The sequence below is a fragment of the Enterobacter cloacae complex sp. IR53041 genome, from assembly GCF_049238285.1.
GTDB classification, from domain to species: domain Bacteria; phylum Pseudomonadota; class Gammaproteobacteria; order Enterobacterales; family Enterobacteriaceae; genus Enterobacter; species Enterobacter roggenkampii.
The window spans coordinates 19,588-45,375 of sequence record NZ_JBMKHB010000008.1 but is presented as its reverse complement, the minus strand read 5'-3'; the positions used below and the strand labels follow the sequence as shown (position 1 = coordinate 45,375).

The window sequence follows — 25,788 nt, the reverse complement described above, 5'->3', positions numbered from 1 at the left end:
ATCCATTAACCTTTATGAGGCAAACGCCATGCACCCACGTTTTCAAGCTGCTTTCGCCCAGCTTGCAGAGAATTTGCAGTCAGCCCTTGCTCCCGTTCTGGCAGATGCGCACTTCCCCGCCCTGCTGACCGCGGAGCAGGTCACGATGCTGAAACAGGCAACGGGACTGGACGAAGACGCGCTGGCTTTCGCACTGCTTCCTCTGGCTGCCGCCTGCGCGCGAGCCGATCTCTCCCACTTCAACGTCGGGGCCATTGCGCGCGGCGTCAGCGGCACCTGGTACTTCGGCGGCAACATGGAGTTCCTGGGCGCAACCATGCAGCAGACCGTGCACGCCGAGCAGAGCGCCATCAGCCACGCCTGGCTGCGCGGTGAAAAAGCCCTGAGCGCCATAACCGTTAACTACACTCCGTGCGGCCACTGCCGTCAGTTTATGAACGAGCTGAACAGCGGGCTGCAGCTGCGCATCAATCTGCCGGGTCGCGCGCCGCACACGCTGGCGGATTACCTGCCTGATGCGTTTGGCCCGAAAGATCTGGAGATCAAAACCCTGCTGATGGACGAGCAGAACCACGGTTTCGCCCTGTCCGGCGATGACCTGAGCCAGGCGGCGATTACCGCCGCCAACAAGAGCCACACGCCGTACAGCAAATCCCCAAGCGGCGTGGCGCTGCAGTGCCGCGATGGCCGAATCTTCACCGGCAGCTATGCGGAAAACGCCGCGTTTAACCCAACGCTGCCGCCGCTGCAGGGCGCACTCAACCTGCTGAGCCTGAACGGCTATGATTATCCTGACATTCAGCGCGCTATTTTGGCAGAAATTGCTGATGCGCCGCTGATTCAGTGGGATGCCACTGCCGCAACGCTTAAAGCGCTGGGCTGTACAACGATTGACCGCGTGCTGCTGGCGTAACCCTTCCGGCGGGCAGAAATGCCCGCCAGTTTGTTGAAAAACCCCTCAGTTGAGTCGCTGTTTCTTGCGCTAACCAGGCGGGTAAAGTAGCCTGAGTTAAATTTCACCTTCGGTACGAGCCATCTGCATGTTAAAGCGCGTTTTTTACAGCCTGTCTGTCCTGGTCGGCATACTGCTGTTGATCGTGCTCGGCCTCGACCGCTGGATGAGCTGGAAAACCGCCCCCTATATCTTTGACGACCTGCAGGACCTGCCCTATCGTCAGGTTGGCGTGGTGCTCGGCACCGCCAAGTACTACCGCACCGGCGTCATCAACCAGTATTACCGTTACCGCATTCAGGGCGCGCTGAACGCCTACAACAGCGGCAAGGTGAACTACCTGCTGCTGAGCGGCGATAACGCTCTGCAAAGCTATAACGAGCCGGTGACGATGCGTAAGGACCTGATTGCCGCGGGCGTGGATCCTGCCGATATCGTGCTCGACTACGCGGGCTTCCGCACCCTGGACTCCATCGTCCGCACGCGCAAAGTCTTCGACACCAACGACTTCATCATCATCACCCAGCGCTTCCACTGCGAGCGCGCGCTGTTTATCGCCCTGCACATGGGCATTCAGGCGCAGTGCTACGCGGTGCCGTCGCCAAAAGATATGCTGAGCGTGCGCGTCCGCGAGTTCGGCGCCCGCTTTGGTGCCCTGGCCGATCTGTATATCTTTAAGCGCGAACCGCGCTTTTTAGGCCCGCTGGTGCCGATTCCGGCGATGCACGAAGTGCCGGAAGACGCGCAGGGTTATCCGGCCGTCACGCCCGAGCAGCTGCTGGATATGCAGAAAAAAGAGAAATAACGGGACCGCCTTTATACTTTCTTTACGCCGGGCCTGACGCTTTTTATCTCCCCTTTACGTCGGCTCTTTTAAGCTGAGTTCACTGCCGCTACGGCTTCATTGAAGAATGACTATGAACTCGATAATGAATGCGTTTTTCCTCAAAAGTCTCCGCCCGTACTTTAACTTTCCCGGCTTATCACTCCCTGGCGCACTTAATTCTGGCCTCTGGCTGGATGAAAAAATTGACGCCCTGCAGCACAACGTTGCCGTGGAAGTGGCCGATTATCTGGAACGTTACCCGCAGACGAAACATGTTGACGTTTACCTGAACGATATCAACGGCACGATGCGCGGCAAGCGCCTCTCGGTAGAGAGCATGCTGAGCCTGGAAAAAGGCTGTTATTTTCCGCTTTCCGTCTACTCCATGGACCAGAAGGGAAACATCGCCGCCCCGCTTTATGATGAACCCGACCGGCTGTGCGTCCCTGTCGCCGGCTCTTTGCGTCCCTGTCCGCAGGATCCAGAGCACACGGCGCAGATCCTGCTGACGATGAAGGACAGCGACGGTAACCCCTGCCCGCTTGAGCCGCGCGCGATACTGCAGAACGTCGTGGCCCGCTTCCACCAGCACGGCCTCTTCCCGGTGATTGCCCCGGAAATCGAGTTCTATCTGACGGGACAGGGCGATCGCGATCCGCAAAATCAGGGCTGTTTTCACATGGATACCTCGTCGGCGCACGCGGCGCTGTTTGACGAGCTGGAACAGCTGGCGCACCTGCAGCGCATCCCGCTGTCAGGGGTGGTAGCGGAAGCCGAGTCCGGACAGTACGAATTAAACCTGAAGCACAGCCAACGCGTCGTAGAGGTGTGTGATAACGTGCTGGCCCTGCGCCGCCTGACCCGCTATGTCGCTGAAAAGCACGGTCTTCAGGCTAACTTTATGGCTAAGCCTTTCAGCCAGCTCTCCGGCAGCGGTTTGCACATCCATTTCAGCCTGAACAACAGCCGTGGCGAAAACGTTTTTGCCTCGCCGGTGAACGCGCTGAGCAGCATGATGCGTTTGTGCATCGCGGGCCAGCTGGCGCTAATGCCCGCCTCCGTCGCCATTCTTGCGCCGGGGGTCAACGCGTTTCGTCGCCTGCGTAAAAACCTGACGGAACCCGTCTTTAACTCCTGGGGCTATAACACCCGCTCCGCCGCCTTGCGTATTCCCTGCTCGGATGACGGCAACCGTCGTATCGAGTACCGGCTGGCCGGGGCCGATGCGAATCCGTATCTGGTGGCGGCCACTATCCTGACCGGCATGCTGTACGGGCTGGAACATATCGACGAGGGGGATCTCCCTGAACCGCAGCACGACCAACCCGAACTGCCGCTGTTCCAGCAGGAGGCGATTGAGGCCTTTGCCCGCTGTCAGTATCTCACCGACAGCCTGGGCGACGCCTTTTCCGAACAGTGGGTCGCCTGCAAGCTTTCTGAACTCGACTGGTTTGAGCGGATTGTGACGCAGGAGGAGTCCCATCTGGCATAGGGCATAAAAAAGCCCGCTCGGTGAGCGGGCCGGGTATGGCGAGTGACGATTACTTCTTACGGGCGTACTTCAGTGAATCCAGCGCAACCGCGAAGATAATGATGGCGCCCTTGATGATGTACTGCCAGTACGGGTTCACGCCGATGTAGGTCAACCCGTAGTTGATGACGGTGAAGATGATCACACCGGTTACCACGCCGAGTACGGTACCCACGCCGCCGCTGAAGGAGACGCCGCCCACCACGCAGGCTGCGATCGCATCCAGCTCGTACATGAAGCCAAGGTTGTTCGTTGCAGAGCCGATGCGGCCCGCTTCCAGCATCCCGCCGAAGGCGTAGAACACCCCGGACAGGGCATAGATGATGAGCAGATTCAGGGCAACGTTTACGCCGGAGACTTTCGCCGCTTCCGGGTTACCGCCGATAGCGAAGATGTTTTTGCCAAAGCGCGTTTTGTTCCACAGGATCCAGACGAAGGCGACCGCAATCAGCGCATAGAAGGTGATATACGACAGGCGGAAGCTACCGAGCGCGATAAACCCTTGCGTAAAGGTCGAGAAGCCGCTGTCAAAGCCCGAGATGGGCGAAGCACCGACGAAGTCGTAGTACAGGGAGTTGATACCGTAAACGATGATCATCGTGCCCAGGGTGGTGATGAATGGCGTCACGTTCAGATAGGCGATGATAATACCGTTGATCAGACCAATCACCGCACCGATGGCGCAGACAATCAGGATCACCACGAAAATCGGCATGGTGGCCATTTCCGGGAAGACCTTGTTGGCGTTTTCCATCGACTGCAGCAGGGTTGCCGCGATAACCGCCGCCAGACCTACCTGACGACCGGCAGAAAGGTCCGTCCCCTGGGTCACGATCAGGCCCGCCACACCCAGCGCAATGATAATACGCACGGAGGACTGGGTCAGAATGTTACTCAGGTTCAGCAGGCTTAAGAACGTAGGGTCCTGGAAAATGATGATTGCCAGCAAGACTAAAAGAACAACGTAAATACCGCCTTCTTTCAGGTAAGTGAGAAAACTTTTTTTATTTAACGCACTCATGAGGAGCCCCTGATCTTAAAGGTGCAAAGACGCAAGACGCAAAATTTCGTTTTGCGTTGTCGTTTTGGTGTCAACAATACCGGCGACGAGACCATTGCTCATAACCAGAATACGGTCTGTGATCCCTAACAGTTCCGGCATTTCGGAAGAAATGATAATGATCCCTTTATTCTTTTTCGCCAGCTCGGCAATCAGCTGATAAATTTCAAACTTCGCGCCGACGTCAATACCGCGGGTCGGCTCATCCAGCATCAGGATTTCGGGCTGCGTTAATAACCAACGGCCAATAATCACTTTCTGCTGGTTACCGCCTGACAGCGAACCAATCTGGGTGCGGTGGCCTGGCGTTTTCACGCGCATGGAGTCAATCACCCACTGGGTATCGCTTTTCATGCGGGAATTATCCAACAGCCCAACTTTGTTTTTGTAATTGCGAATGTTAGAAATTAACGAGTTAAAGTTAATATCCAGATAAGCATAAATACCGGTCGAACGACGCTCTTCCGTCACCAGCGCAAAACCATTATTAATGGCTTCGTTGGCGTTGTGGTTATTGATTTTCTTACCGTGCAGCGTAATGGTGCCTTCGGCTTTCTCACGAATGCCAAACAGGGTTTCCACGATATCGGTACGCTTTGCCCCCACCAGCCCGGCAATCCCCAGGATTTCACCCTTGTGCAGGTCGAAGGAGACATCGCGGATAGACGGCTGACGCAATGAGGTCAGATTGCGCACTTCCAGAATCACTTCACCTGGCTTGTTTTCTTTGTCCGGGAAGCGCTGGTTCAGGGAACGGCCGACCATCATGGCGATGATCTTGTCCATGTCCAGCCCTTCCAGCGGCTGCGTGGCAATCCACTGTCCGTCGCGCAGGATGGTGATCTCATCGCACAGCTGGAAGATCTCTTCCATTTTGTGGGAGATGTACACAATGCCGCAGCCGCGATCTTTCAGCTTACGAATAATGGTAAAAAGGTGGTTAACCTCTTTTTCCGTTAATGAGGATGTCGGTTCGTCCATGATGACAATTTTCGCATCATAGGAGAACGCTTTGGCAATTTCGATCATCTGCATCTGGGAGACGGATAATGTTCCCACGCGGGCGCGCGGATCGATATCAATATCCAGCTCGTCGAAAATTGCCTTGGTGTCGCGATACATTTTGTCCTGATCGACAAAGACACCTTTGGTGGGATAACGCCCCAACCACATGTTATCCATGACTGAACGCTGCAGCACCAGGTTTAATTCCTGGTGAACCATCGAGATACCGTTTTCCAGTGCTTCTTTCGCTGAATGGAAATCGATCTCTTTCCCCTGAAAAAGAATGCTGCCAGAATCTTTTTGATAGATCCCAAAAAGACATTTTAATAATGTTGATTTACCCGCACCGTTCTCCCCCATTAAGGCATGAATAGAGTGAGGACGCACTTTTAAATTAACATTATCGAGTGCCTTAACGCCGGGAAATGACTTGTTGATACCGCTCATTTCCAACAGGTATTCACCGGATGACTGAGTTGTTGTGCTGACCATAATTATACCTTGTTGGCCTCGCATATCGCGTTATAAAAGGGCGCAACGAATTGCGCCCAGTGGAGACAGTACCGCTTACTTATTTACCGATAAACTCAGCCAGGTTGGACTGGTCTACGCCCACGTAAGGTACGCGAACGATTTTGTTGTCAATTTTCCAGTTGGTGCCATCTGCCGCACCTTTGCCATCGGCCAGGTTTTTCGCCAGATCGAAGGTGGCTTTCGCCTGGTTGTTGGCATCGTTCAGCACGGTACCGGCCATCGCACCGGATTTAACCAGCGCCAGCGCTTCTGGCAGCGCATCTACGCCGAATACCGGGATAGAGGATTTGTTGTGTGCTTTCAGCGCTTCTACCGCACCCATTGCCATCGCATCGTTGTTGGCGATAACCACTTCGATTTTGTTGGCGTTAGGGCCGGACAGCCACGCGTCCATCTTATCTTTCGCCTGAGCGGTATCCCACATCGCGGTATCTAACGCCAGCTGCTGGGTTTTCAGGCCCTTGTCGTTCAGCTCTTTGATAACGTAGGTGGTACGCGCTTCAGCATCCGGGTGGCCAGGTTCGCCTTTCAGCAGCACGAACTGAATCTGACCGTCTTTGTTCAGGTCCCAGTTCGGGTTCGCCGCCCAGTGTTTCGCGATCAGATCGCCCTGAATAATACCGGACTCTTTGGAGTCGGTACCGACGTAATACGCTTTGTCGTAGCTATCCAGCGCCTTACGGGAAGGTTCTTTGTTGAAGAAGACGATCGGCACGTTCTGGCCGCGCGCTTTTTCAATAACCGTGCCTGCTGCAGCCGGGTCAACCAGGTTGATGGCCAGGGCTTTCACGCCTTTCGCCAGCAGAACGTCGATCTGGTCGTTCTGTTTGGACTGGTCATTCTGGGAGTCGTTCATCAGCAGCTGAACGTCTGGCGCTGCTTTCGCATCTTTCTCAATCGCTTTACGCACAACAGACATGAAGTTGTCGTCGTATTTATAGATGGTCACACCAATACGGGTATCCGCAGCGTGCGCTGCTGCACCAAAAAGCATGCTTGCCATTACAGCAGACAGGGTCAACACCTTCTTATTCATGGTATCTCCGGTTTTTTTTATGCAGGGTAGTTCTTGTGAATAACGAGCGGCGGGCAGATGTTAATAAAACGTTACTGACAGCCGAGGTTCACTTATAAAATTTCTCTCTTCCGTGTTCGGTAACGCTCCAGAAATGCGTTTTATTCGTTGTTTGCGGCACATTGGCTATAGTGAAAGTGAATAATCACTGTTACATAGCGTTTCAGCCCCTAAAACGCTGACATCATAGTCAGCGCCTTGTTAAGATACTGTGAATTTACTCACAGATTGAAAACGGTTACATCACCACATGTAATCAGTTAGTGATCGGAACCACAATTTGCCGGGCCGCGACGGAGTGGCGACGCACTAAAGTCGGCATGAAACAGTGTGTTGCCCCCGGATCCAGCATGCCTGCGGCCCCCTGTAACGCCAGCTCAGTCGCCAGTTTCGCCATAGAGGCAATCGGGTAGCGCACCGTTGTCAGCTGCGGGTCGGTGTAACGGGCAATCGGGATATCATCGAAACCAATGAGTGATAAATGCTGTGGCACCGCAATGCCGTTATCCTTCAGCGCCGTCAGGGCGCCTGCCGCCATGCTGTCGTTATAGGCAAACACCGCAGACAGCTGCAGATTGCGGCCCAGCAGCTCTACCATCGCCGCTTCACCGCCCTGCATGTCCGGCGTGCCGGTTCCCACCCAGCTCTCGGATGGCGTAATGCCGTGCTCTTTCAGGGCGTTTTGCCACCCCTCGCGCCGCAGTTCGTCATCTTCAATCGCGTGGCTGGAGGCCAGATAACCGATCCGCTGATGCCCGTTGTTGATGAGCATTTTCGTGGCCATCATGGCGCCGCTGACGTTATCCAGCCCGACGCAGCGGTGGGCATAGCCGGGGACGATGCGGTTGATCAGCACCATGCCCGGGATCTGCTCCATCAATCCGGTTAGCTCTTCATCGCTTAAGGCTTTTGAGTGAACAATCAAGGCGTTACAGCGCTGGCGGATCAGCACTTCAATGGCATGGCGTTCTTTTTCCGCCTCATGATAGCTATTGCCGATCAGGACATATTTCTCATGCTGCTGGGCGACCATATCGACCGCTTTCACCAGTGCGCCGAAAAAGGCATCCGAGACATCCATCACCACCACGCCGATGGTGTCGCTGACCTGCGTCGCAAGCGCCTGGGCATTGGCATTTGGCCGGTACCCGAGCTGGGTCACGGCTTTCATTACGGTTTCTCGGGTTTCAGGGCTGACCAGCGCGCTATTGTTCAGCACGCGTGAGACGGTAGCCACAGAAACGCCCGCCTGACGGGCGACGTCACGAATGGTGATCATATTCACCATCCTTCAAAGGATTGCAGCAACTCACAGACACCCCCTGTGTTTAGCAAGGTGGCTATTTTGGCAGCGAGAGAAAGGGGACTACGTGAAGAAGCTCACAGTCATGAAAACGCTTACATCCGTTTTGTTAATGATTGTGATCCAGATCGTTATCTGGATGTATTTTTCAATGATATCCCTGAAGCACGTGCGTTTAACTGACGCCATACCCACTCCAGCGGTCCCTGGCGGAAATAGCGTAGCCAGAGCACAGAAAACGCCAGGTTTACTGCCCAGACCGGAATAACAAACGCCAGCAGAGTAAGGCGGTCGAATTTCATAAACAGGCCAAAGCGATAGAAAAGCGTGGTGCAGATTAGCGTTTGCAGGAGGTAATTGCTTAACGCCATGCGTCCCACGCAGGCGATAGCGCTGACCATCCACAGACGAGAAAGCGAGGGCCAGAAGCCGTAGATCAGCGCCGCGTAGCCGATGGTCTGGAACGGTGCGCTCAGTTCACGCGGCACCTGGAGCAGGAACGCGCACCAGCGGTAATCCCAGTGGATATGCCACTGCGCTATCACCGCCGGGAGGTTAATCAGCACGCCGAGCAGCACCAGACCGGCGCCTGTGCGACGATAGTGACGCAGGCTGAATTCCCCTTTCAGCCAGCCGGTGCGCATCAGTGACGCGCCCATCAGCATCATGCCCGCCAGCTGCCAGCCGTATTGCGCGCCCAGCGCGAGGAGGTTATCCCCCAGCATATCCGCGCGGTTGCTTATCGCTTCCGTACCGCCCTTCAGCTTCCAGAACTGTTCGTACTGCAGGTTAGCGGCATCCGGGATCCAGGCACGATTCGTCGTCTCCCCGGAGATCATCCCCAGCAGCAGCAGTACCCCCAGCCCCATGACATAGAGCATCACGCCGGTGTTGAACAGGCTTTTAACGCTGTGCGCATCGCGAATGAGGCGCCAGCAGATGAGCCCGACTAACCCATACGCGAGAAGAATATCGCCGTCCCAGAAGAACAGGCCATGGATAAAACCGAGGATAACCAGCAGCGTCAGGCGCGACTGGATCCAGCGCGTACCACGTTTGAGGAGAAGCTGCAGGCCTGCGCCAAACAGCAGGGCGAAGAGCGTAAGGAATTTGACCTGCGCAAAGAGATCGAGTATTGCCCAGGTCCAGGCATCACTGCGGGTAATGTCGCCATACCACGCGGGATTGAGATACGCCGCCTTCGGCAAACCGAAGGCGGTGATATTAAGCAGCAGGATACCGAGAATGGCGACGCCGCGAACAAAATCGAGCGTGACGTTTCGCTCCATGGTCCCTGCCCTGTCAAACTTAGTTGTGGTGACGTACGGCGCGCAGGAACTCCTGGCGGGTATTCTGGCTCGATTTAAACAGACCGCCCAGCGAGGTTGTGGTGGTCGCACTGGTGGCATCGCGCACGCCGCGCGCTTTCACGCAGTAGTGAACCGCGTCGATAGAGACGGCCACGTTATTAGTGCCCAGCAGCGTTTGCAGCGCGGTCAGGATCTGCTGGGTCAGGCGCTCCTGCACCTGCGGACGCTGAGCGAAGAACTGCACGATGCGGTTGATCTTCGACAGACCAATCACCGTATCTTTGGGGATATACGCCACGGTCGCTTTACCGTCGATGGTCACGAAATGGTGTTCGCAGGTGCTGGTCAGCGTGATATCGCGGACCGTTACCATCTCATCCACTTTCATCTTGTTTTCAATGACGGTGATTTTCGGGAAGTTGGCGTAATCCAGGCCGGAGAAAATTTCGTCGACGTACATTTTCGCGATGCGGTGCGGCGTCTCCATCAGACTGTCGTCACTCAGATCGAGATTCAGCAGCTCCATGATGTCGGTCATGTGACCGGCAATCAGACGCTTGCGGGTTTCATTGTCCAAATCCTGTACGGGCGGACGCAGTGGCGTTTCAAGACCGCGCGCAACCAGGGCTTCGTGGACCAGGGCAGCTTCTTTACTGAGTGATGACATTTTGTTCTCCTGCAGGTGTGGCGTCTTTTGCCCTCGTTGTGGCAAAAGTATGCGTTCATTGTGCGTGAGGCGGCGCACATAATCCAGTATTCACGACGATAATTATTGCGATTGCTGTTGCCTTTCAGCGTGACGATTCCAGACAAGCGCTCCTCCAACAAACAGCGCAATGCCCGCCAGCCCCAGCGCGGGCTCCAGCCGGTGGGTAAGCCAGGTTGATAACGCCGAGGTGACCGGACCAATCAACTGCCTAATCGCATACCCGGTGGTGAGCAGGCCCGCCATATAACGCGTGTGGTTTGGCGCCAGCTCGCGGCCGTATAAAAGAGAGAGCTGCACGGCACACAAAAAGCCGCCCCCCACCAGCAGCCCGCCCGTCAGCAGCCCGCCCGTCAGCAGCCCGCCAATCCCCGGCAGCAGCCAGGCCGCCAGCACGCCTGCGCCCTGTAACCACAGTACGATCGCCAGCCTGCGGTTAGCCGTTGAGGTATGGCGTAACAGAATACTGAGCGCGATGCCCACCACGGCAGCGAGACCAAAAATCGGCCAGACAAACTGGGCAAACAGGCTGCCGGGAAAACGCACGGCCGCCATTTGCGACAGGAAGGTCGCCGGGAGGATATAGCCAAACCCGGCCAGGCTGTAGCTCCAGACCAGACGCCTTAAATCCGCCGTCAGCACCAGCGGCTCCGGCGCGGTGCCGGGTCGATGGAGCTGCCCGGATCGCGGCAGGTAGCGCGCCACCAGCGCAATCAGCACCAGCGCCAGCACGCCGTAGATTTGCCATGCCGCCCCGGCCGACAGGGACTTCGCCTGAATATAGACGGCGAGCAGCCCGCTCAGGGCAATGCCCGCCCCCGGTCCGGCAAAGACAGCCGCACTGAGCCCCGGTTTCCCCAGCTGTCCCAGCCGCTCGTTGGTCCAGGCAGCAATCAGCACCATTGACCAGCCGCTCATGCAGCCAATCACAAAGCGCAGCAGGCCGTGCACGACGGCGTTCTCCGCCGCCGCGGAGAGCAGCGTCAGCGCCACCGCGCCGGTGATGCCCAGCCAGAGGCGCGTTTCAACGAAGCGGTGCGCACGCATCGCATCCCACGCTCCCACCAGATAGCCCAGATAATTCATCGCCGCCACCAGACCCGCGCTGGTCAGCGTAAGCTGTCCGGCAGCAATCATCAGCGGTACCTGAGGCGTAAAGGCAAAGCGCCCTATCCCCATCGCCACCACCAGAACGACAAACCCACTGAGCGCAATACGCAGCGCCATGACCGCTCCAATTGTTAAAGAAAAGTAAATTTATGATGCAGCATCTCGCCGCCTGGCGAAAGTGAAAGTTACTCACAGGTCAATGAAAAGGCTGTATTATGGGTTTTATGAATACGCATTCTCATTAAGGAGCCCTGCATGGAACTGCTCGAAGAGCACCGTTGTTTTGAAGGTCGACAGCAGCGCTGGCGGCACGACTCCACCTCTCTGAACTGTGCAATGACGTTCAGCATTTTCCTGCCGCCGACGGAAAACCCGCCGGTTTTGTTCTGGCTTTCCGGCCTGACCTGTAACGACGAAAACTTCACCACCAAAGCGGGCGCGCAGCGTATTGCCGCCGAGCTGGGCATTGCGCTGGTGATGCCAGACACCAGCCCGCGTGGCGACGATGTGGCCGACGATGCCGGATACGACCTGGGCAAAGGCGCCGGATTTTATCTCAATGCGACCGAGCAGCCCTGGGCGCGCCACTACCGCATGTATGATTACCTTCGGGATGAACTTCCTGCGCTGGTGCAGTCGCAGTTTGCGGTTGGCGAGCGCTGCGCGATCAGCGGCCACTCGATGGGCGGACACGGGGCGCTCATCATGGCGCTGAAAAATCCGGGGAAATACGTCAGCGTGTCGGCATTTGCACCAATTGTGAACCCAACACAGGTGCCGTGGGGGCAGAAAGCCTTCACACACTATCTGGGTGAGGATGCGGAAAAATGGCAGGCATGGGACAGCTGCGCGCTGATGCTGGCCAGCAAAGCTGAAGAAGCCATTCCTACCCTTATCGATCAGGGTGATGCGGACCAGTTCCTCGCCGGTCAGCTGCAGCCTGCGGTGCTGGCAGAAGCGGCACGCCAGAAAGACTGGCCGCTGACGCTGCGCATTCAGCCGGGATACGATCACAGCTATTACTTCATCGCGTCATTTATTGAGGATCATCTCCGCTTCCATGCGGAGCATTTGTTTGCATAAGCACCGCCTGTTTTGCCCGGTGGCGCTTCGCTTACCGGGCCTACGGGCCTGTGCCCTTATGTAGGCCGGGTAAGGCGCAGCCGCCACCCGGCACATGGCTGAATCAGAACTTATAATCCACGCCGACAAAGTAGCGACGGCCATCTTCCGTGTAGCTGTAATCGTCGCGGCTCAGATCTTTGTCCAGCAGGTTCTGCACGCCCGCGCGCAGCTTCACGCTTTTGGTTGCCTGCCACGCGGCGCCGGTATTCCAGATAACATAGCCACCCGGCGTTGGGTCGCTGCTGGTCAGCGCGCGTTTCTCACCGGTGTAGTTGCCCTGAACATAGAACGACCAGTCCTGCGTCGCCTTCCAGTCAACGGTCCCGTTGGCGGTGTGGAACGGCAGATCGGACAGCGGTTTGTTGCCGCCGTTGCTGATATCACGACCGTCGTTGTAGGTGTAGTTCAGCGTCACTTTCCAGTCGTCCGCCAGCGGGAATTTCAGCTCGGTCTCCACCCCGCGGATGCGCGCCTTGTTGACGTTGTAGTAGCGGAAAATCGGTTCACCGTCTGCATTCAGGCCAACGTAGTTAGGGTAGCTCTGCGCCTGCTTCGCATTGGCCGTACGGCTGATGCTGATGCGGTCATCGACGTTATTCTGGAAGGTGGTCACGCTGGCCTGCACGCCCTCTAACCAGCCCTCTTCCCCGCTGTAGTACAGGCCGAATTCGAAGCTCTCGCTGGTTTCCGGCTTCAGATCCGGGTTACCGACAATCTCACAGGCACCGCGGCACGAGCCGGTGACCCAGTCCGGGCTCAGCTGCAGCAGTGACGGCGCTTTAAACGCGGTCGCCCAGCCCCCTTTCACCGTGACGGTATCGGTCGCGTTGTAGACCAGATAGGCGCGCGGGCTCCAGTGGTCGCCGTAGGTATCATGGTCGTCCATACGGATGCCGGTGGTCAGCGCCAGAGGTTCAAAAATACGCCACTCGTCCTCCAGGAACAGGGCATACTGGCTTGTCGACGTACTGCTGCTGGAGCCGCCCGTCAGGTTGACCGGATCCTTCAGCTTATCGTGACGCCATTCGCCGCCGAAGGTCATCAGCTGGTTGATGTCGCCCAGCGGCAGCACGTATTTCCCGTCTACCGCGTTGCTCTCGGAGGTGATCGGATTGCTGTTGCCCGGGTTTTTGTTATCCACCTTCTCGCCGTAAACCTTCAGCTCGCTGTTGCCGATGCCCCAGCGGCCGTTGTGGCTGAGAGAGTAGTTCTGACGCTCAAGGCGGTTTTTGTCGAGGGAATCCGAGTCACGATCCTGACGGTCGAAACCGTAGCCCGCCGTAAAGTCGTGATTTTCAGACGGCGTCCAGGCGAACTCCACATTCGCATCGCGGCTGGTGAAGCCTTCAATGCGCGGTGTTTCACCGCTCGCCGTGGTAGAAGATTTCTGCTGACCGTCTTTCTCACGCTTTGCGAGGCTACCGTAGGCTTTCAGCCCCAGCAGGCCGTCCACCAGCGGACCGCTGGTATAGAACTGGCCGTCGTACGTATCACCACGATCGCGATGTTCCTGAATTGTGGAATCAGCGCTCAGGGTGCCCGTCCATTTCTGGCCGATTTTTTTGGTGATAATGTTCACCACGCCGCCCAGCGCATCGGAGCCATAAAGCGAGGACATCGGCCCACGCACGACTTCGATTCGTTCGATGGCGTCAACCGGCACCCAGTTGAGGTCGAAATCATTATGGCGGAACACTGCGTTACGGGAATTGACGCGCTTGCCGTCGATCAGGATCAGCGTGTAGCTGCTGTCCAGCCCGCGAATACTTACCCCTTTACGGTTGTCCCCTTCGCTCGTGAGCTGCACGCCCGGCACATCCCGTAACACATCTTTCAGATTTTGAACGGGTTTGCGCTGCAAATCTTCCTGGGTAATCACGCTGATGCTTGCCGGTGCGTCTTTCAGGTTTTGCTCGGTCGCGGAAGCCGTGACAACCATTGTGTCGCCGGATTCCGCTGCGATAACAGGCAGGGCCAGGGACATTGCGGACGCACAAAGTCCTCCCCTGACGAAGGGATTCAACCTAAACATTCCATATCTCCATGAGGTAAATACAACTCAATCAAATCATCATTGCTCACAGCGTCTTCCTTGCCGCCCACATCTCCGGTGGGTCGGTGACACGCTTATTTTTGATAACGATAAAGCAAACGATAATTATTATCAATTAAATTGTTAAGAAATATATCTTTGTTTCAGGGGGCGGAAATAAAAAAGCCCGCTCAAACGAGCGGGCTAAAGAGAGAGGAAGTGCGATTATTGTTTAAATCGTTCCGGGAATTCCATTTCACTGTAGCGAACGAAGTGTGTTCCTTTCGTCAGCTTGTAACCAAACCAGATGACGAGGAACAGCGGAATACCAATGTAGGTTGCCGTGACGGCGCCCCAGTCAATGGTGTCCGCCAGGAACGCTTCATAGTTCTGTCCCAGCGTAATAATCAGGCACAGAATGAAGGCGAAAATGGGACCCAGCGGGAAGAACCCTGAGCGATACGGCAGCTGGCTAACGTCATAACCCTGTTTGACGTAGCCACGGCGGAAACGATAGTGGCTAATGGCAATCCCCAGCCAGGCAATAAAGCCCGTCATCCCGGAGGTGTTAAGCAGCCACAGGTACACCGTCTGGTTGCCAAACATAGAAGTCAGGAAGCACAGACCGGCAATCACCGTTGTGGCGTAAAGCGCGTTGCGCGGTACGCCGCCACGGGACAGCTTCGCGAAAATACGCGGTGCTTTACCGTCGCATGCCAGCGTGTAGAGCATACGTGTGGACGCGTACATTCCGGAATTACCGGCAGAAAGTACGGCGGTCAGGATAACGGCGTTCATCACTGCTGCGGCTGAAAGCAGGCCGGCATGCTGGAAGACCAGCGTGAACGGGCTGACGCTAATGTCTTTGACGTCATTACGCAGCAGGCTTGGATCGGTGTACGGAATGATCAGGCTGATAATCAGGATCGCGAACACATAGAACAGCAGGATACGCCAGAAGACCTGACGAACCGCGCGCGGAATATTCTTCTCCGGGTTTTCTGACTCACCGGCAGCAATGCCAATCAGCTCGGTTCCCTGGAAGGAGAAGCCGACAATCATTGCCACGCCAATCATTGCCGACAGTCCACCGGCAAACGGCGCATCGCCTATTGTCCAGTTACTCCAGCCCGCAGGTTCAGCGCCCTTGAAAATACCAACGATCATCGCCACACCGACGACGATAAAGATGATGACGGTTGCCACTTTGATCAAAGAGAACCAGTATTCCGCTTCGCCGAAACCGCGCACGGAGATGTAGTTCAGCAGGAAGATGACGGCCAGGAACAGGGCGCTCCAGATCCAGCCCGGCGTATCCGGGAACCACCAGTTCATCACCAGCTGTGCGGCGACAAGGTCAACGGCGATGGTGACCGCCCAGTTGTACCAGTAGTTCCAGCCCAGCGCGAAGCCGAAGCCTTCTTCAACATATTTTTGACCGTAGGTCGAGAACGAACCGGATACCGGCATGTACGCGGCCAGTTCGCCGAGACTGGTCATCAGGAAGTACACCATCAGGCCAATCAGGATATAAGAGAAAAGTGCCCCACCCGGGCCGGCTGCCGAAATCGTTGCGCCAGAGGCAACGAAAAGACCTGTACCGATGGAGCCGCCAATGGCGATCATCGTCAGGTGACGCGCCTTGAGTTCACGACGTAGCGTGGGCGCTTCTGTGGTTTTAATTTCTGAAACCATATGAAAATGCTGTCCATTTAATAAATGAGGCGCGATTGTAGCAGACGATCCGCGTTCCTTCCGGCAGAAATACTCAGTTATAAGAGAGCTTCATGACGCGGCCAGGATTATAAGTAAAGCATAATTTTTCCCTCTTCCCTTTGGGGTGAGGGACGCTGTCAGATTTCGCAATAGCGCAGAAAACGCTGCAGGGAGCTGGAAAGGTGTTTCTGGCGATGATGAATGCACCACAGCGTGCGCACCAGTTTCGGAAGCGGAACGGGAATCTCCACCAGCGATCCGGTTTCCAGCTGTTCGGCAATAACGCGCCGGGAAAGACAGCTGATACCCAACCCGTGGCGCACCGCGTGCTTAATCGCCTCTGAGTTCCCCAATTCCATCCCCAGCTGGAAATGCGGCAGATGGGACAGCAGCAGATAATCGACAATTTCACGCGTGCCGGAGCCCTGCTCGCGCAGGATCCACTGCGCCTGCGCCAGCCGCTCCAGCGTCACCTCGCCCTGCAATAACGACGAGGCCGGGGATGCAAACACCACCAGCTCGTCTTCCAGCCAGGGCTCGGCAATGATATCGACGTTGTGGCAGGGTCCTTCGATGAGGCCGATATCCACGCGGAAGTCGATCACCGCGTTGATGACGTCCTGGCTATTGCCCACGCTCATCTCCAGCGGCAGGGTGGGAAAATCCCGGCGGTAGCGGGCGATCACCTCCGGGAGAATGTAGTTCCCGATGGTGCTGCTGGCGTAGACGCGGATCGCGCCGTTATCTTCGCGGAACAGCTGTTCGATTTCGATAGCCTGCTCCAGCAGCGCCAGCGCGCGTGGATAAAGAAGACGACCGTGTTCGTTGACCACCAGACGCTTCCCTACCCTGTCGAAAAGCTGAACGCCCAGCTGTCCTTCAAGATCGGTCAACGCCGCGCTGACCGCAGACTGCGAGAGCGCCAGCATTTGTGACGCCTGGGTCGTCGAGCCGCTTTTCAGCACCTCAGCAAACACTTCCAGCTGACGCAAAGTAATGTGCATGGTTGCTTACCACTTATATAGATTAATTATAAGTATATAATCAATTTTATTTTTAAGCCAGACCGCCGTAACCTTTAGCCAGACAAAGGAGAAGGTTATGTCAGAAATCACCTTACAACATCATCGTACAGTGTGGCACTTCGTGCCGGGTCTTGCGCTCAGCGCCGCAGTGACCGCCGTCGCGCTATGGGGCGGCAGCATCCCGGCCATCGCAGGCGCAGGTTTCAGCGCGCTGACGCTCGCCATTTTGCTCGGCATGGTCGTGGGTAACACCGTTTATCCACATATCTGGAAATCCTGCGACGGCGGCGTGATCTTTGCCAAGCAGCATCTGCTGCGTCTTGGGATCATTCTTTATGGCTTTCGTCTCACCTTTTCGCAGATTGCGGATGTGGGTGCGAGCGGGATCGCCATCGACGTTCTGACCCTAACCAGCACCTTTTTACTGGCCTGCTTTATCGGTCAGAAAGTGTTTGGCCTGGACAGGCAAACCAGCTGGCTGATCGGTGCCGGGAGCAGTATCTGTGGCGCAGCGGCGGTGCTGGCAACGGAGCCGGTCGTGAAAGCCGAAGCCAGCAAGGTAACGGTTGCCGTCGCGACGGTGGTGATCTTCGGTACGCTGGCGATTTTCCTCTACCCGGCCATGTATCCGCTGGTCGCCCACTGGTTTAGCCCGGAAACCTACGGCATCTATATCGGCTCGACCATGCACGAAGTGGCCCAGGTGGTCGCAGCAGGACATGCCATTAACCCGGACGCCGAAAACGCGGCGGTGATTGCCAAAATGCTGCGCGTGATGATGCTGGCGCCGTTTCTGATTTTCCTGGCCGCACGGGTTAAACAGCTGGCACCGGCTGGCGGCAGCGAGAAGAGCAAAATCACCATTCCGTGGTTTGCGATCCTGTTCATCGTGGTCGCTATCTTTAACTCCTTCCACCTGCTGCCGAAAGCGGTGGTGGATATGCTGGTGACGCTGGATACCGTACTGCTGGCGATGGCCATGGCGGCGCTGGGGGTGACCACGCACGTCAGCGCGCTGAAAAAAGCCGGTGCGAAACCGCTGCTGATGGCGCTGGTGCTCTTCATCTGGCTGATTGTCGGCGGTGGCGCAATTAACCTCGCGGTCCATAGCCTGATGGCATAAACCACTACATCCTTCTCCTGTTAACCCGCTATCATAGGCATTTCGGGTTAACAGGAGTCCCTTTATGAAATATGTTGGAGCGCACGTTAGCGCTGCAGGTGGCCTTGCCAATGCCGCCATTCGTGCCGCCGAAATTGAGGCGACCGCTTTCGCCCTGTTCACCAAAAATCAGCGCCAGTGGCGCGCCGCACCGCTCACCGCTGAGGTGATTGATGATTTCAAAGCCGCCTGTGAGAAATACCGCTACGGGCCCGGCCAGATCCTCCCCCACGACAGCTACCTGATCAACCTCGGTCACCCGGTTGAAGAAGCGCTGGAAAAATCCCGCGAGGCGTTTCTGGATGAAGTGCAGCGCTGCGAACAGCTGGGGCTGACGCTGCTGAACTTCCATCCGGGCAGCCATCTGATGCAGATCGACGAAGATGCCTGCCTGGCGCGCATTGCAGAGTCCATTAACATCACTCTGGATAAAACCAAAGGCGTGACGGCGGTGATTGAGAACACCGCTGGTCAGGGCAGCAACCTCGGCTTTAAGTTCGAACATCTGGCTGCGATTATCGACGGCGTGGAGGACAAATCCCGCGTCGGCGTATGCATTGATACCTGCCACGCGTTTGCCGCCGGTTATGACCTGCGCACCACCGAGGCAACAAAAAACACGTTTGATGAGTTCGAGCGCATTGTGGGCTTTAAGTACCTGCGCGGAATGCACTTAAACGATGCGAAAAGCGCCTTTGGTAGCCGCGTTGACCGCCATCACAGCCTGGGCGAAGGCAACATTGGCCACGATGCGTTTCGCTTTATCATGCAGGACGCTCGCTTCGACGGTATTCCGATGGTGCTGGAAACCATCAATCCGGACATCTGGGCAGAAGAGATTGCCTGGCTGAAGGCACAGCAAACCGCTGAACAGGCGGCATAAAAAAAGCCGGGTTGCATTAGCACCCGGCTTTTTTATTGCTTACCGCTTACGCTGCTTTCGCCACAACTTCCGCTTCCGGACGTTTCAGCACCGCGTAAGAGAGGCCCGCCACCAGCGTACCGGCAACAATCGCCAGCAGGTAGCCCAGTACCGGGGTGATGGCGCCAGGGATCAGCAGCACGAACAGACCGCCGTGTGGTGCCATCAGTTTTGCGCCAATCGCCATGGAGATCGCCCCCGTCACGGCACCACCTGCGATACAGCACGGCAGCACACGCATTGGGTCACGCGCCGCGAACGGAATCGCGCCTTCGGTGATGAAGCACAGACCCAGCACCAGCGCGGCTTTGCCGCCTTCCTGCTGCGCTTTATCGAACTTACGACGGGCAATAATCGTCGCCAGGCCGAGCGCCAGCGGAGGCACCATGCCTGCCGCCATGATGGCTGCCATTGGCGCGTAGGTCTGGGTACTCAGCAGGCCAACACCAAAGGCGTACGCCGCTTTGTTCACCGGACCACCCATGTCGGTACACATCATGCCGCCGAGGATCGCGCCCAGCAGAACCGCGTTCGCGGTGCCCATGGTCTGCAGCCAGTGGGTCAGACCCGCCAGGATGCCCGCTACCGGCTTACCAATCAGGTAAATCATCGCCAGCCCGACCACCAGGCTGGAAATCAGCGGGATGATCAGGATCGGCTTCAGCGCTTCCATACTCTGCGGCAGCTTCAGCTTAGAGCTAATCAGCTTCGCGACGTAACCGGCGAGGAAGCCCGCGATGATACCGCCGATAAAGCCAGAACCGGTGCTCACGGCCAGCATACCGCCGATAAGACCCGGGGTCAGACCCGGGCGGTCAGCAATGGAGAAGGCAATAAAGCCCGCCAGTACCGGCACCATCAGGGCGAAGGCTGAGCCCCCGCCGATCTGCATCAGCGCTGCCGCCAGCGTTCCTTCTTCTTTAAACGCGGTGATACCAAACGCGAACGAGAGCGCGATACACAGACCGCCCGCGACCACCATCGGCAGCATGTAAGACACGCCGGTCAGCAGGTGGCGATAGGCGCCTGCGGACTCTTTCTTCCCTTCCGTCGCGGTCTGGCGCGCGCCGGTTGCCTGATACGGCTTCGCTTCCACCAGCGCTTTATCAAACTCCTGCGCGGTCTTTTTCAGCGCCAGACCGGTGGAGGTACGGTACATTGGCTTACCGGCAAATTTCGCGAGGTCCACTTCGATATCCGCCGCCACAATCACCAGATCGGCCTCCGCCACTTCTTCAGGGGTGATCGCATTGCCGGCACCGACGGAGCCGCGCGTTTCAACTTTTACCCACCAGCCGCGTTTTTTTGCTTCGGTTTCAATGGCTTCAGCCGCCATAAAGGTGTGAGCCACCCCCGTCGGACAGGCCGTCACCGCCACAATGCGTTTCGGGCCCGTGGCCGCAGCCGGTGCCGTCGCGACAGGCGGGCTGTAGACAGACGCGTGACCTTTTGCTTCGCTCAGGAACAGTTCCGGATGTGCCACCGCGCGATTAATATCGCCCAGCCACACTTTTTTGCCGTTCAGCGCACTGTCAGCCGGGATGTTGTCGCCCAGGACAATGGCCAGTTCGGCATCGCCCGGGTTATCAGTCATCTCGAGATGTGCTTTGTTCGCCGCCGCTCCCAGCAAGGTCTTCGCCATATAGGCGCGTGCCTGTCCGAGACCGGAGTCAATGATCAGCAGCGTTTTCATTATTCCTCTCCTGCTGTTAGTTAAAAGGTTTTAAGTCAACGCGCGCCATCATCGCGGCTAACTGGGTACGATCGGTAATACCGACATTGCTCTGGCTGACGGCCAGGGCAGCAACGGCAGTGGCAAGACGTAAAGTATGTTCACTGGATTCCCGCATCAGCAGACCATAAATCAGTCCGCCAACCATGGAATCCCCTGCGCCAACGGTACTCACAACCTCCATTGACGGCGGTTTGGCGATCCATTCGCCAGACGCGTTAACCCACAACGCGCCTTCTGCACCAAGCGAGATCACCACGTGAGCGATACCCTGCTCGCGCAGCGCATGGGCAGCGTCAATCACATCTTTTAATTCTGGCAGCTTACGGCCCGCCCAGATCTCCAGCTCGCGGCGATTCGGCTTCACCAGCCACGGAGAGGCTTTGAGACCCGCGACCAGCGCGTCACGGCTGCTGTCAAAAATAATGCATGGGCACTGGCTGCGCAGGCGCGTCATCCAGTCGGTAAACGCTTCTGGGCTGACGCCGGACGGCAGGCTGCCGCTGACGCACACCATGTCGAACTGGCCCAGCCAGGTCAGCGAGTCGTTGACAAAGCGTTCCCAGTCTGACGGCGTCACTTCGAAGCCCGAGAAGTTCAGATCGGTCACTTCACCGTCTTTCTCCGTCAGCTTAACGTTGATACGGGTACGGCCCTGAACAACCTGGAAACGGTTGGCAATGCCCAGCTCGCTGAACAGCTGCTGGAAACCATCCTGGTTGTCTTTACCGAGGAATCCGCCCACGGTGACATCGATACCGAGATCCTTGAGCACTTTCGCGACGTTAATCCCTTTGCCCGCAGCATGCAGGCCGGTGGTACGCACGAGGTTAACTTCGCCGCGCTCAATTTCCGGGCAAAACCCCACCAGGTCATAAGCCGGGTTCAGCGTAATAGTCGCAACACGTCTGCTCATTATGCGCCCTCCCCCAGACCCGCCGCGATGGCATCGCCAATCGCTTTCAGCGCCTGTTCAGCATCGGCACCCTGCGCGGTGAAACGCAGACGGTGGCCTTTCTTCACGCCCAGCGCGACCACTTTCATCAGACTACGGCCGTTGGCCGGTTTGCCCGTGCCGTCAAGATTCGCCACGGTAATCTCACTCTCGAATTGTTTAATGGTATTCACCAGCATGGTACCCGGACGGGCATGCAGGCCGTGCTCGTTACGCACCACGAACTCCGCGGTTAGCACGTCATCCGTCAGCGCATCATCACTGGTCAGCAGTGCCAGCACGGTGGACGCATCAGCGTTCAGCAGTTTTTCAGCTTTGTTGTTCAGCAGCAGATCGCCAAGACGCTTCAGCACGGAAACCGGCTGTTCATCAGCCATCGCGACGGTCACCAGCATGGCTGCGCGCTCGCCTTCTACCTCAAACGCCGTGGCAGCACGGCTCACGGCAATCGCACTGCGCAGGTTGCCTTCAGCACTGTCGTTCAGCCAGATGCCCTGACCCAGATTCAACGGCTTATCGTTAATCACGCGCGTCACAAAGGTGGCATCCGCCGCGCCGGCCTCTTTCAGACGACCCGCGTTCAGCGCCTGCAGCGTCACCAGATCGGAAGCAACCACATCCAGCGTCAGCGTTTCATTATCCAGTTTCAGCGCTTCACTCTGTTTTTCGCCCATCAGCAAGGCGCGCAGCTCTTCCGCGGTGGTGGCGGATTTAAGCTGTTCAGCCACCGCGTCATCGCTCAGGACATGCGTCAGCTGACGCAGCAGACCTAAATGTTCATCGCTGCTGGCCGCGATACCGATGGCCACATAGGCCACCTGACCGTCGCCCCAGAGCACGCCCTGCGGGAACTGATACACCTTAACGCCGGTTTTCAGCACCTGATCGCGGGTGTCGGTGGTACCGTGCGGAATGGCAATGCCATTGCCGAGGAAGGTTGAAGTCTGCTGCTCGCGGGCCAGCATGCCGTTGACATAGCCGTCCGCGACGTTACCCGCCTGCACAAGCGCAGCGGCAACCTGGCGAATAGCCTCTTCTTTATCCCCGGCCTGAGCGCCCGGGTGGATATCCTGAACAGATAACTGGAACATGGTTCTCCACTCCTGCTGAACTTGAATCGTTTCAGCTTTAATGAGAAAAAATGCGCTAGCCTGCTCCGTTTGTTAAAACAAGATAGCGCTGAAACGTTTCAAAAAGTCTTGCGCTTTCTGCTGTACCTTGCAAGTAAACTCGTCTTTCTGATATCAGAATTTAGAGATACAGCACATTTCTTCTTCATTGAGCTGAATTTTGCTGAAGTTCAGCAAGTCAGTTTCAGCTAAGGTCAGCAGCGTGAGATGCAAGTTGAAATGCCATTTTGATTTTTCGTGGCATCATTGACCGCACCCACTGTTTATTTTTTAGATGACGGCGTACACTCCGCCCCTCTCTGCTACTCGCTAATTATAAAACATGCATAACATCCCTGCGGCTGCCTCGCCGAAGCCCTTTGATTTGACCTCAGCGGCCTTCCTGATTGTTGCCTTCTTCACGGGCATTGCCGGTGCGTTACAGACGCCGACGCTGAGCTTATTTTTGACCAATGAGGTTCATGTTCGTCCGGCGCTGGTTGGCTTCTTTTTTACCGGAAGCGCCATCATCGGCATCCTGGTCAGTCAGTTCCTGGCGGGGCGATCCGACAGAAAAGGCGATCGTAAAAGCCTGATCGTTTTCTGCTGCCTGCTGGGGGTCATGGCCTGTGTTCTGTTTGCCTGGAACCGCAACTACTTCATTCTGCTTTTCGTCGGGGTATTCCTGAGCAGCTTTGGTTCGACGGCGAACCCACAGCTGTTCGCGCTTGCCCGCGAACACGCCGACCATACCGGACGTGAAGCGGTGATGTTCAGTTCTGTCCTGCGTGCACAGGTGTCGCTGGCGTGGGTGATTGGCCCGCCGCTGGCTTACGCGCTGGCGATGGGTTTTGGCTTTACGGTGATGTACCTGAGCGCGGCGGTCGCGTTTGTGGCGTGTGGCGCGCTGGTGTGGTTCTTCCTGCCGTCCATGCGCAAAGAGCCCAAAGTGGCAACGGGCGTGCTGGAAGCGCCGCGCCGTAACCGCCGCGATGCCCTGCTCCTGTTCGCGATCTGCACGCTGATGTGGGGCACCAATAGCCTCTATATCATCAATATGCCGCTGTTTATTATTAATGAACTGCACCTGTCGGAGAAGCTGGCGGGGATCATGATGGGCACCGCGGCCGGGCTTGAGATCCCGACCATGCTTATCGCAGGCTATTACGCAAAGCGCTTCGGGAAACGTTTTTTAATGCGCATCGCCGCCGTCGCCGGTCTGCTGTTCTATCTCGGCATGCTGACGGTACATACCCCCGGGCTATTGCTGGCGTTACAGCTGCTGAACGCCATCTATATTGGCATTCTCGCCGGGATAGGCATGCTCTATTTCCAGGATCTGATGCCGGGTCAGGCAGGCTCTGCCACCACCCTTTATACTAACACCACCCGCGTGGGCTGGATTATTGCCGGCTCAATGGCCGGTGTCGTGGCCGAAATCTGGAGCTATCACACGGTGTTCTGGATTGCGCTGGTGATGTGTACGCTGACGATAGGCTGTCTGGCGAAGATTAAAGACGTTTAAGGTGCGGTGAGCGATTCAAGCTCAAGAAGGTACGTCATCGCCTGCTCGCGCGTGCTGCCACACATTTCGGCCGTGGGCTGAAGCCCGGAGCAGACCTTCGGACGCAGCGGTGAGCCAAAGATCATGCACAGGTTGGTTTCCGAGAGCTGAACGCAGCGGGTATTGGCAGGCTTGCCCTCGGGCATTCCTGGAATGGGGCTTGAAATGGACGGTGCAGTACAGCACGCGCCACAATCGGGACGGCAATCCATAAATGCTCTCTTTCGCTGGCGGATGCCCGTACAGTCGGGCATCGCGCGCACAGTAACACCTTTTGCGTATTGATAGCAAAAGCCACGAATTCCTCTTGCCTGAAAGGCCGCGCGCGAGTAATTTGGCGCGATATTTTTTACCTCCCGTAAACAGGATTACTGCAATGCCAAGAGCGAACGAAATTAAGAAAGGTATGGTACTGAATTACAACGGCAAACTGCTGATTGTGAAAGATATCGATATTCAGGCACCAAGCGCCCGTGGTGCAGCTACGCTGTACAAAATGCGTTTCGCCGATGTGCGTACCGGCCTGAAGGTGGAAGAGCGCTTTAAAGGTGACGATATCGTCGATACCGTCACCCTGACCCGTCGCTATGTTGATTTCTCCTACATCGACGGCAACGAATATGTTTTCATGGACAAAGAAGATTACACCCCGTACATCTTCACCAAAGATCAGATTGAAGAAGAGCTGCTGTTCATCCCGGAAGGCGGTATGCCAGACATGCAGGTTCTGACCTGGGACGGTGTGCTGTTGGCCCTGGAACTGCCTCAGACGGTCGATCTGGAAATCGTTGAAACGGCACCTGGCATCAAAGGCGCATCCGCAAGTGCCCGCAACAAACCGGCGACCCTGACGACCGGCCTGGTTGTGCAGGTACCGGAATACCTCTCTGCAGGCGAGAAGATCCGCATCCATATCGAAGAAAAACGCTATATGGGCCGCGCTGACTGATTGCGGCATTTGTCGGGTGGCGCTACGCTTACCCGACCTACGAAAAAACCGGCCCTGAAGCCGGTTTTTGTGTTTTTGTAGTCCG

22 protein-coding genes are annotated in these 25,788 nt (G+C 56.6%); 8 read left to right on the top strand and 14 right to left on the bottom strand.

What is annotated here, in order from left to right; all coding sequences use genetic code 11:
* The first annotated feature begins 28 nt into the window (after positions 1 to 28).
* The 3 genes from cdd (at position 29) to ACOTXF_RS07935 (ending at position 3,270) form a co-directional block, all read left to right on the top strand.
* The gene (gene cdd / locus ACOTXF_RS07945; protein WP_023616716.1) at positions 29 to 913 is read left to right on the top strand and encodes a cytidine deaminase; all 885 of its coding nucleotides are present in this window, start codon (positions 29 to 31) and stop codon (positions 911 to 913) included.
* Between the two features lie 127 nt (positions 914 to 1,040).
* Positions 1,041 to 1,757, top strand: coding sequence for an outer membrane permeability protein SanA (gene sanA / locus ACOTXF_RS07940; protein ID WP_008500918.1), 717 nt, complete (start codon positions 1,041 to 1,043; stop codon positions 1,755 to 1,757).
* Between the two features lie 124 nt (positions 1,758 to 1,881).
* Positions 1,882 to 3,270, top strand: a complete 1,389-nt coding sequence (locus ACOTXF_RS07935) for a glutamine synthetase family protein (protein WP_045419023.1) — start codon at positions 1,882 to 1,884, stop codon at positions 3,268 to 3,270.
* Positions 3,271 to 3,319: 49 nt separating this feature from the next.
* Here ACOTXF_RS07935 and mglC read toward each other — a convergent pair whose 3' ends face one another.
* The 7 genes from mglC to ACOTXF_RS07900 form a co-directional block, all read right to left on the bottom strand.
* Positions 3,320 to 4,330, bottom strand: a complete 1,011-nt coding sequence (gene mglC / locus ACOTXF_RS07930) for a galactose/methyl galactoside ABC transporter permease MglC (RefSeq protein WP_008500921.1) — start codon at positions 4,328 to 4,330, stop codon at positions 3,320 to 3,322.
* A gap of 15 nt (positions 4,331 to 4,345) precedes the next feature.
* Positions 4,346 to 5,866: a galactose/methyl galactoside ABC transporter ATP-binding protein MglA gene (mglA, locus tag ACOTXF_RS07925; RefSeq protein ID WP_008500922.1), complete on the bottom strand. Its 1,521-nt coding sequence runs from the start codon at positions 5,864 to 5,866 to the stop codon at positions 4,346 to 4,348.
* A 79-nt stretch (positions 5,867 to 5,945) separates the two neighbouring features.
* Positions 5,946 to 6,944: a galactose/glucose ABC transporter substrate-binding protein MglB gene (mglB, locus tag ACOTXF_RS07920; protein WP_008500923.1), complete on the bottom strand. Its 999-nt coding sequence runs from the start codon at positions 6,942 to 6,944 to the stop codon at positions 5,946 to 5,948.
* A 295-nt stretch (positions 6,945 to 7,239) separates the two neighbouring features.
* Positions 7,240 to 8,262, bottom strand: a complete 1,023-nt coding sequence (gene galS / locus ACOTXF_RS07915; RefSeq protein ID WP_008500924.1) for an HTH-type transcriptional regulator GalS — start codon at positions 8,260 to 8,262, stop codon at positions 7,240 to 7,242.
* 155 nt (positions 8,263 to 8,417) lie between these two features.
* Positions 8,418 to 9,575 carry a DUF418 domain-containing protein YeiB gene (gene yeiB / locus ACOTXF_RS07910; RefSeq protein ID WP_045418498.1) on the bottom strand — a complete coding sequence of 386 codons (1,158 nt, stop codon included), beginning with the start codon at positions 9,573 to 9,575 and terminating at the stop codon, positions 8,418 to 8,420.
* Between the two features lie 19 nt (positions 9,576 to 9,594).
* The gene (folE, locus tag ACOTXF_RS07905) at positions 9,595 to 10,263 is read right to left on the bottom strand and encodes a GTP cyclohydrolase I FolE (RefSeq protein ID WP_008500927.1); all 669 of its coding nucleotides are present in this window, start codon (positions 10,261 to 10,263) and stop codon (positions 9,595 to 9,597) included.
* A gap of 102 nt (positions 10,264 to 10,365) precedes the next feature.
* Complete coding sequence (locus ACOTXF_RS07900; protein WP_316937067.1) at positions 10,366 to 11,529, bottom strand: YbfB/YjiJ family MFS transporter; 1,164 nt, start codon at positions 11,527 to 11,529, stop codon at positions 10,366 to 10,368.
* 138 nt (positions 11,530 to 11,667) lie between these two features.
* Here ACOTXF_RS07900 and fghA point away from each other — a divergent pair, with 138 nt between their 5' ends.
* Complete coding sequence (fghA, locus tag ACOTXF_RS07895) at positions 11,668 to 12,495, top strand: S-formylglutathione hydrolase (RefSeq protein WP_021241508.1); 828 nt, start codon at positions 11,668 to 11,670, stop codon at positions 12,493 to 12,495.
* 103 nt (positions 12,496 to 12,598) lie between these two features.
* Here fghA and cirA read toward each other — a convergent pair whose 3' ends face one another.
* The 3 genes from cirA to yieE form a co-directional block, all read right to left on the bottom strand.
* On the bottom strand, positions 12,599 to 14,569 hold the full coding sequence (gene cirA, locus ACOTXF_RS07890) for a catecholate siderophore receptor CirA (protein ID WP_045407653.1): 1,971 nt from the start codon (positions 14,567 to 14,569) through the stop codon (positions 12,599 to 12,601).
* Between the two features lie 225 nt (positions 14,570 to 14,794).
* On the bottom strand, positions 14,795 to 16,264 hold the full coding sequence (locus ACOTXF_RS07885) for an amino acid permease (RefSeq protein WP_045418493.1): 1,470 nt from the start codon (positions 16,262 to 16,264) through the stop codon (positions 14,795 to 14,797).
* Between the two features lie 158 nt (positions 16,265 to 16,422).
* Entirely contained in the window at positions 16,423 to 17,289 is an 867-nt protein-coding gene (gene yieE / locus ACOTXF_RS07880) for a DNA-binding transcriptional regulator YeiE (protein ID WP_008500932.1), read from the bottom strand.
* Between the two features lie 97 nt (positions 17,290 to 17,386).
* Here yieE and ACOTXF_RS07875 point away from each other — a divergent pair, with 97 nt between their 5' ends.
* Both ACOTXF_RS07875 and nfo read left to right on the top strand, forming a co-directional pair.
* Positions 17,387 to 18,433, top strand: coding sequence for a YeiH family protein (locus ACOTXF_RS07875; protein ID WP_023294037.1), 1,047 nt, complete (start codon positions 17,387 to 17,389; stop codon positions 18,431 to 18,433).
* 64 nt (positions 18,434 to 18,497) lie between these two features.
* On the top strand, positions 18,498 to 19,355 hold the full coding sequence (nfo, locus tag ACOTXF_RS07870) for a deoxyribonuclease IV (protein ID WP_023294038.1): 858 nt from the start codon (positions 18,498 to 18,500) through the stop codon (positions 19,353 to 19,355).
* A 46-nt stretch (positions 19,356 to 19,401) separates the two neighbouring features.
* Here the strand turns inward: nfo and fruA are convergent, their stop codons facing one another.
* From fruA to fruB, 3 genes are read right to left on the bottom strand one after another with little or no spacing between them, the layout of a single operon-like run.
* Positions 19,402 to 21,087: a PTS fructose transporter subunit IIBC gene (fruA, locus tag ACOTXF_RS07865; protein WP_045418492.1), complete on the bottom strand. Its 1,686-nt coding sequence runs from the start codon at positions 21,085 to 21,087 to the stop codon at positions 19,402 to 19,404.
* 16 nt (positions 21,088 to 21,103) lie between these two features.
* Complete coding sequence (gene fruK, locus ACOTXF_RS07860) at positions 21,104 to 22,042, bottom strand: 1-phosphofructokinase (protein ID WP_008500936.1); 939 nt, start codon at positions 22,040 to 22,042, stop codon at positions 21,104 to 21,106.
* A complete protein-coding gene (gene fruB / locus ACOTXF_RS07855; RefSeq protein WP_039025028.1) occupies positions 22,042 to 23,172 on the bottom strand; it encodes a fused PTS fructose transporter subunit IIA/HPr protein in 1,131 nt (376 codons plus the stop codon). Before fruB ends, fruK begins: the two co-directional genes overlap by 1 nt.
* A gap of 361 nt (positions 23,173 to 23,533) precedes the next feature.
* Between fruB and setB the strand changes: the two genes are divergently transcribed.
* Positions 23,534 to 24,715 (top strand): sugar efflux transporter SetB, encoded by a 1,182-nt coding sequence (gene setB, locus ACOTXF_RS07850; protein WP_045418489.1) that lies wholly within the window; start codon positions 23,534 to 23,536, stop codon positions 24,713 to 24,715.
* Here setB and ACOTXF_RS07845 read toward each other — a convergent pair.
* A complete protein-coding gene (locus ACOTXF_RS07845) occupies positions 24,712 to 24,966 on the bottom strand; it encodes a YkgJ family cysteine cluster protein (RefSeq protein WP_045908692.1) in 255 nt (84 codons plus the stop codon). The genes setB and ACOTXF_RS07845 overlap by 4 nt on opposite strands.
* A 164-nt stretch (positions 24,967 to 25,130) precedes the next feature.
* Here ACOTXF_RS07845 and yeiP point away from each other — a divergent pair, with 164 nt between their 5' ends.
* The gene (yeiP, locus tag ACOTXF_RS07840) at positions 25,131 to 25,703 is read left to right on the top strand and encodes an elongation factor P-like protein YeiP (RefSeq protein WP_008500940.1); all 573 of its coding nucleotides are present in this window, start codon (positions 25,131 to 25,133) and stop codon (positions 25,701 to 25,703) included.
* The last annotated feature ends 85 nt before the right edge of the window (positions 25,704 to 25,788 follow it).

Bases quoted from the DNA above. Each gene is read 5' to 3' on its own strand.
- cdd (WP_023616716.1), top strand. From the start codon at position 29: ATGCACCCACGTTTTCAAGCTGCTTTCGCCCAGCTTGCAGAGAATTTG.
- sanA (WP_008500918.1), top strand. From the start codon at position 1,041: ATGTTAAAGCGCGTTTTTTACAGCCTGTCTGTCCTGGTCGGCATACTG.
- ACOTXF_RS07935 (WP_045419023.1), top strand. From the start codon at position 1,882: ATGAATGCGTTTTTCCTCAAAAGTCTCCGCCCGTACTTTAACTTTCCC.
- mglC (WP_008500921.1), bottom strand. From the start codon at position 4,330: ATGAGTGCGTTAAATAAAAAAAGTTTTCTCACTTACCTGAAAGAAGGC.
- mglA (WP_008500922.1), bottom strand. From the start codon at position 5,866: ATGGTCAGCACAACAACTCAGTCATCCGGTGAATACCTGTTGGAAATG.
- mglB (WP_008500923.1), bottom strand. From the start codon at position 6,944: ATGAATAAGAAGGTGTTGACCCTGTCTGCTGTAATGGCAAGCATGCTT.
- galS (WP_008500924.1), bottom strand. From the start codon at position 8,262: ATGATCACCATTCGTGACGTCGCCCGTCAGGCGGGCGTTTCTGTGGCT.
- yeiB (WP_045418498.1), bottom strand. From the start codon at position 9,575: ATGGAGCGAAACGTCACGCTCGATTTTGTTCGCGGCGTCGCCATTCTC.
- folE (WP_008500927.1), bottom strand. From the start codon at position 10,263: ATGTCATCACTCAGTAAAGAAGCTGCCCTGGTCCACGAAGCCCTGGTT.
- ACOTXF_RS07900 (WP_316937067.1), bottom strand. From the start codon at position 11,529: ATGGCGCTGCGTATTGCGCTCAGTGGGTTTGTCGTTCTGGTGGTGGCG.
- fghA (WP_021241508.1), top strand. From the start codon at position 11,668: ATGGAACTGCTCGAAGAGCACCGTTGTTTTGAAGGTCGACAGCAGCGC.
- cirA (WP_045407653.1), bottom strand. From the start codon at position 14,569: ATGTTTAGGTTGAATCCCTTCGTCAGGGGAGGACTTTGTGCGTCCGCA.
- ACOTXF_RS07885 (WP_045418493.1), bottom strand. From the start codon at position 16,264: ATGGTTTCAGAAATTAAAACCACAGAAGCGCCCACGCTACGTCGTGAA.
- yieE (WP_008500932.1), bottom strand. From the start codon at position 17,289: ATGCACATTACTTTGCGTCAGCTGGAAGTGTTTGCTGAGGTGCTGAAA.
- ACOTXF_RS07875 (WP_023294037.1), top strand. From the start codon at position 17,387: ATGTCAGAAATCACCTTACAACATCATCGTACAGTGTGGCACTTCGTG.
- nfo (WP_023294038.1), top strand. From the start codon at position 18,498: ATGAAATATGTTGGAGCGCACGTTAGCGCTGCAGGTGGCCTTGCCAAT.
- fruA (WP_045418492.1), bottom strand. From the start codon at position 21,087: ATGAAAACGCTGCTGATCATTGACTCCGGTCTCGGACAGGCACGCGCC.
- fruK (WP_008500936.1), bottom strand. From the start codon at position 22,042: ATGAGCAGACGTGTTGCGACTATTACGCTGAACCCGGCTTATGACCTG.
- fruB (WP_039025028.1), bottom strand. From the start codon at position 23,172: ATGTTCCAGTTATCTGTTCAGGATATCCACCCGGGCGCTCAGGCCGGG.
- setB (WP_045418489.1), top strand. From the start codon at position 23,534: ATGCATAACATCCCTGCGGCTGCCTCGCCGAAGCCCTTTGATTTGACC.
- ACOTXF_RS07845 (WP_045908692.1), bottom strand. From the start codon at position 24,966: ATGGATTGCCGTCCCGATTGTGGCGCGTGCTGTACTGCACCGTCCATT.
- yeiP (WP_008500940.1), top strand. From the start codon at position 25,131: ATGCCAAGAGCGAACGAAATTAAGAAAGGTATGGTACTGAATTACAAC.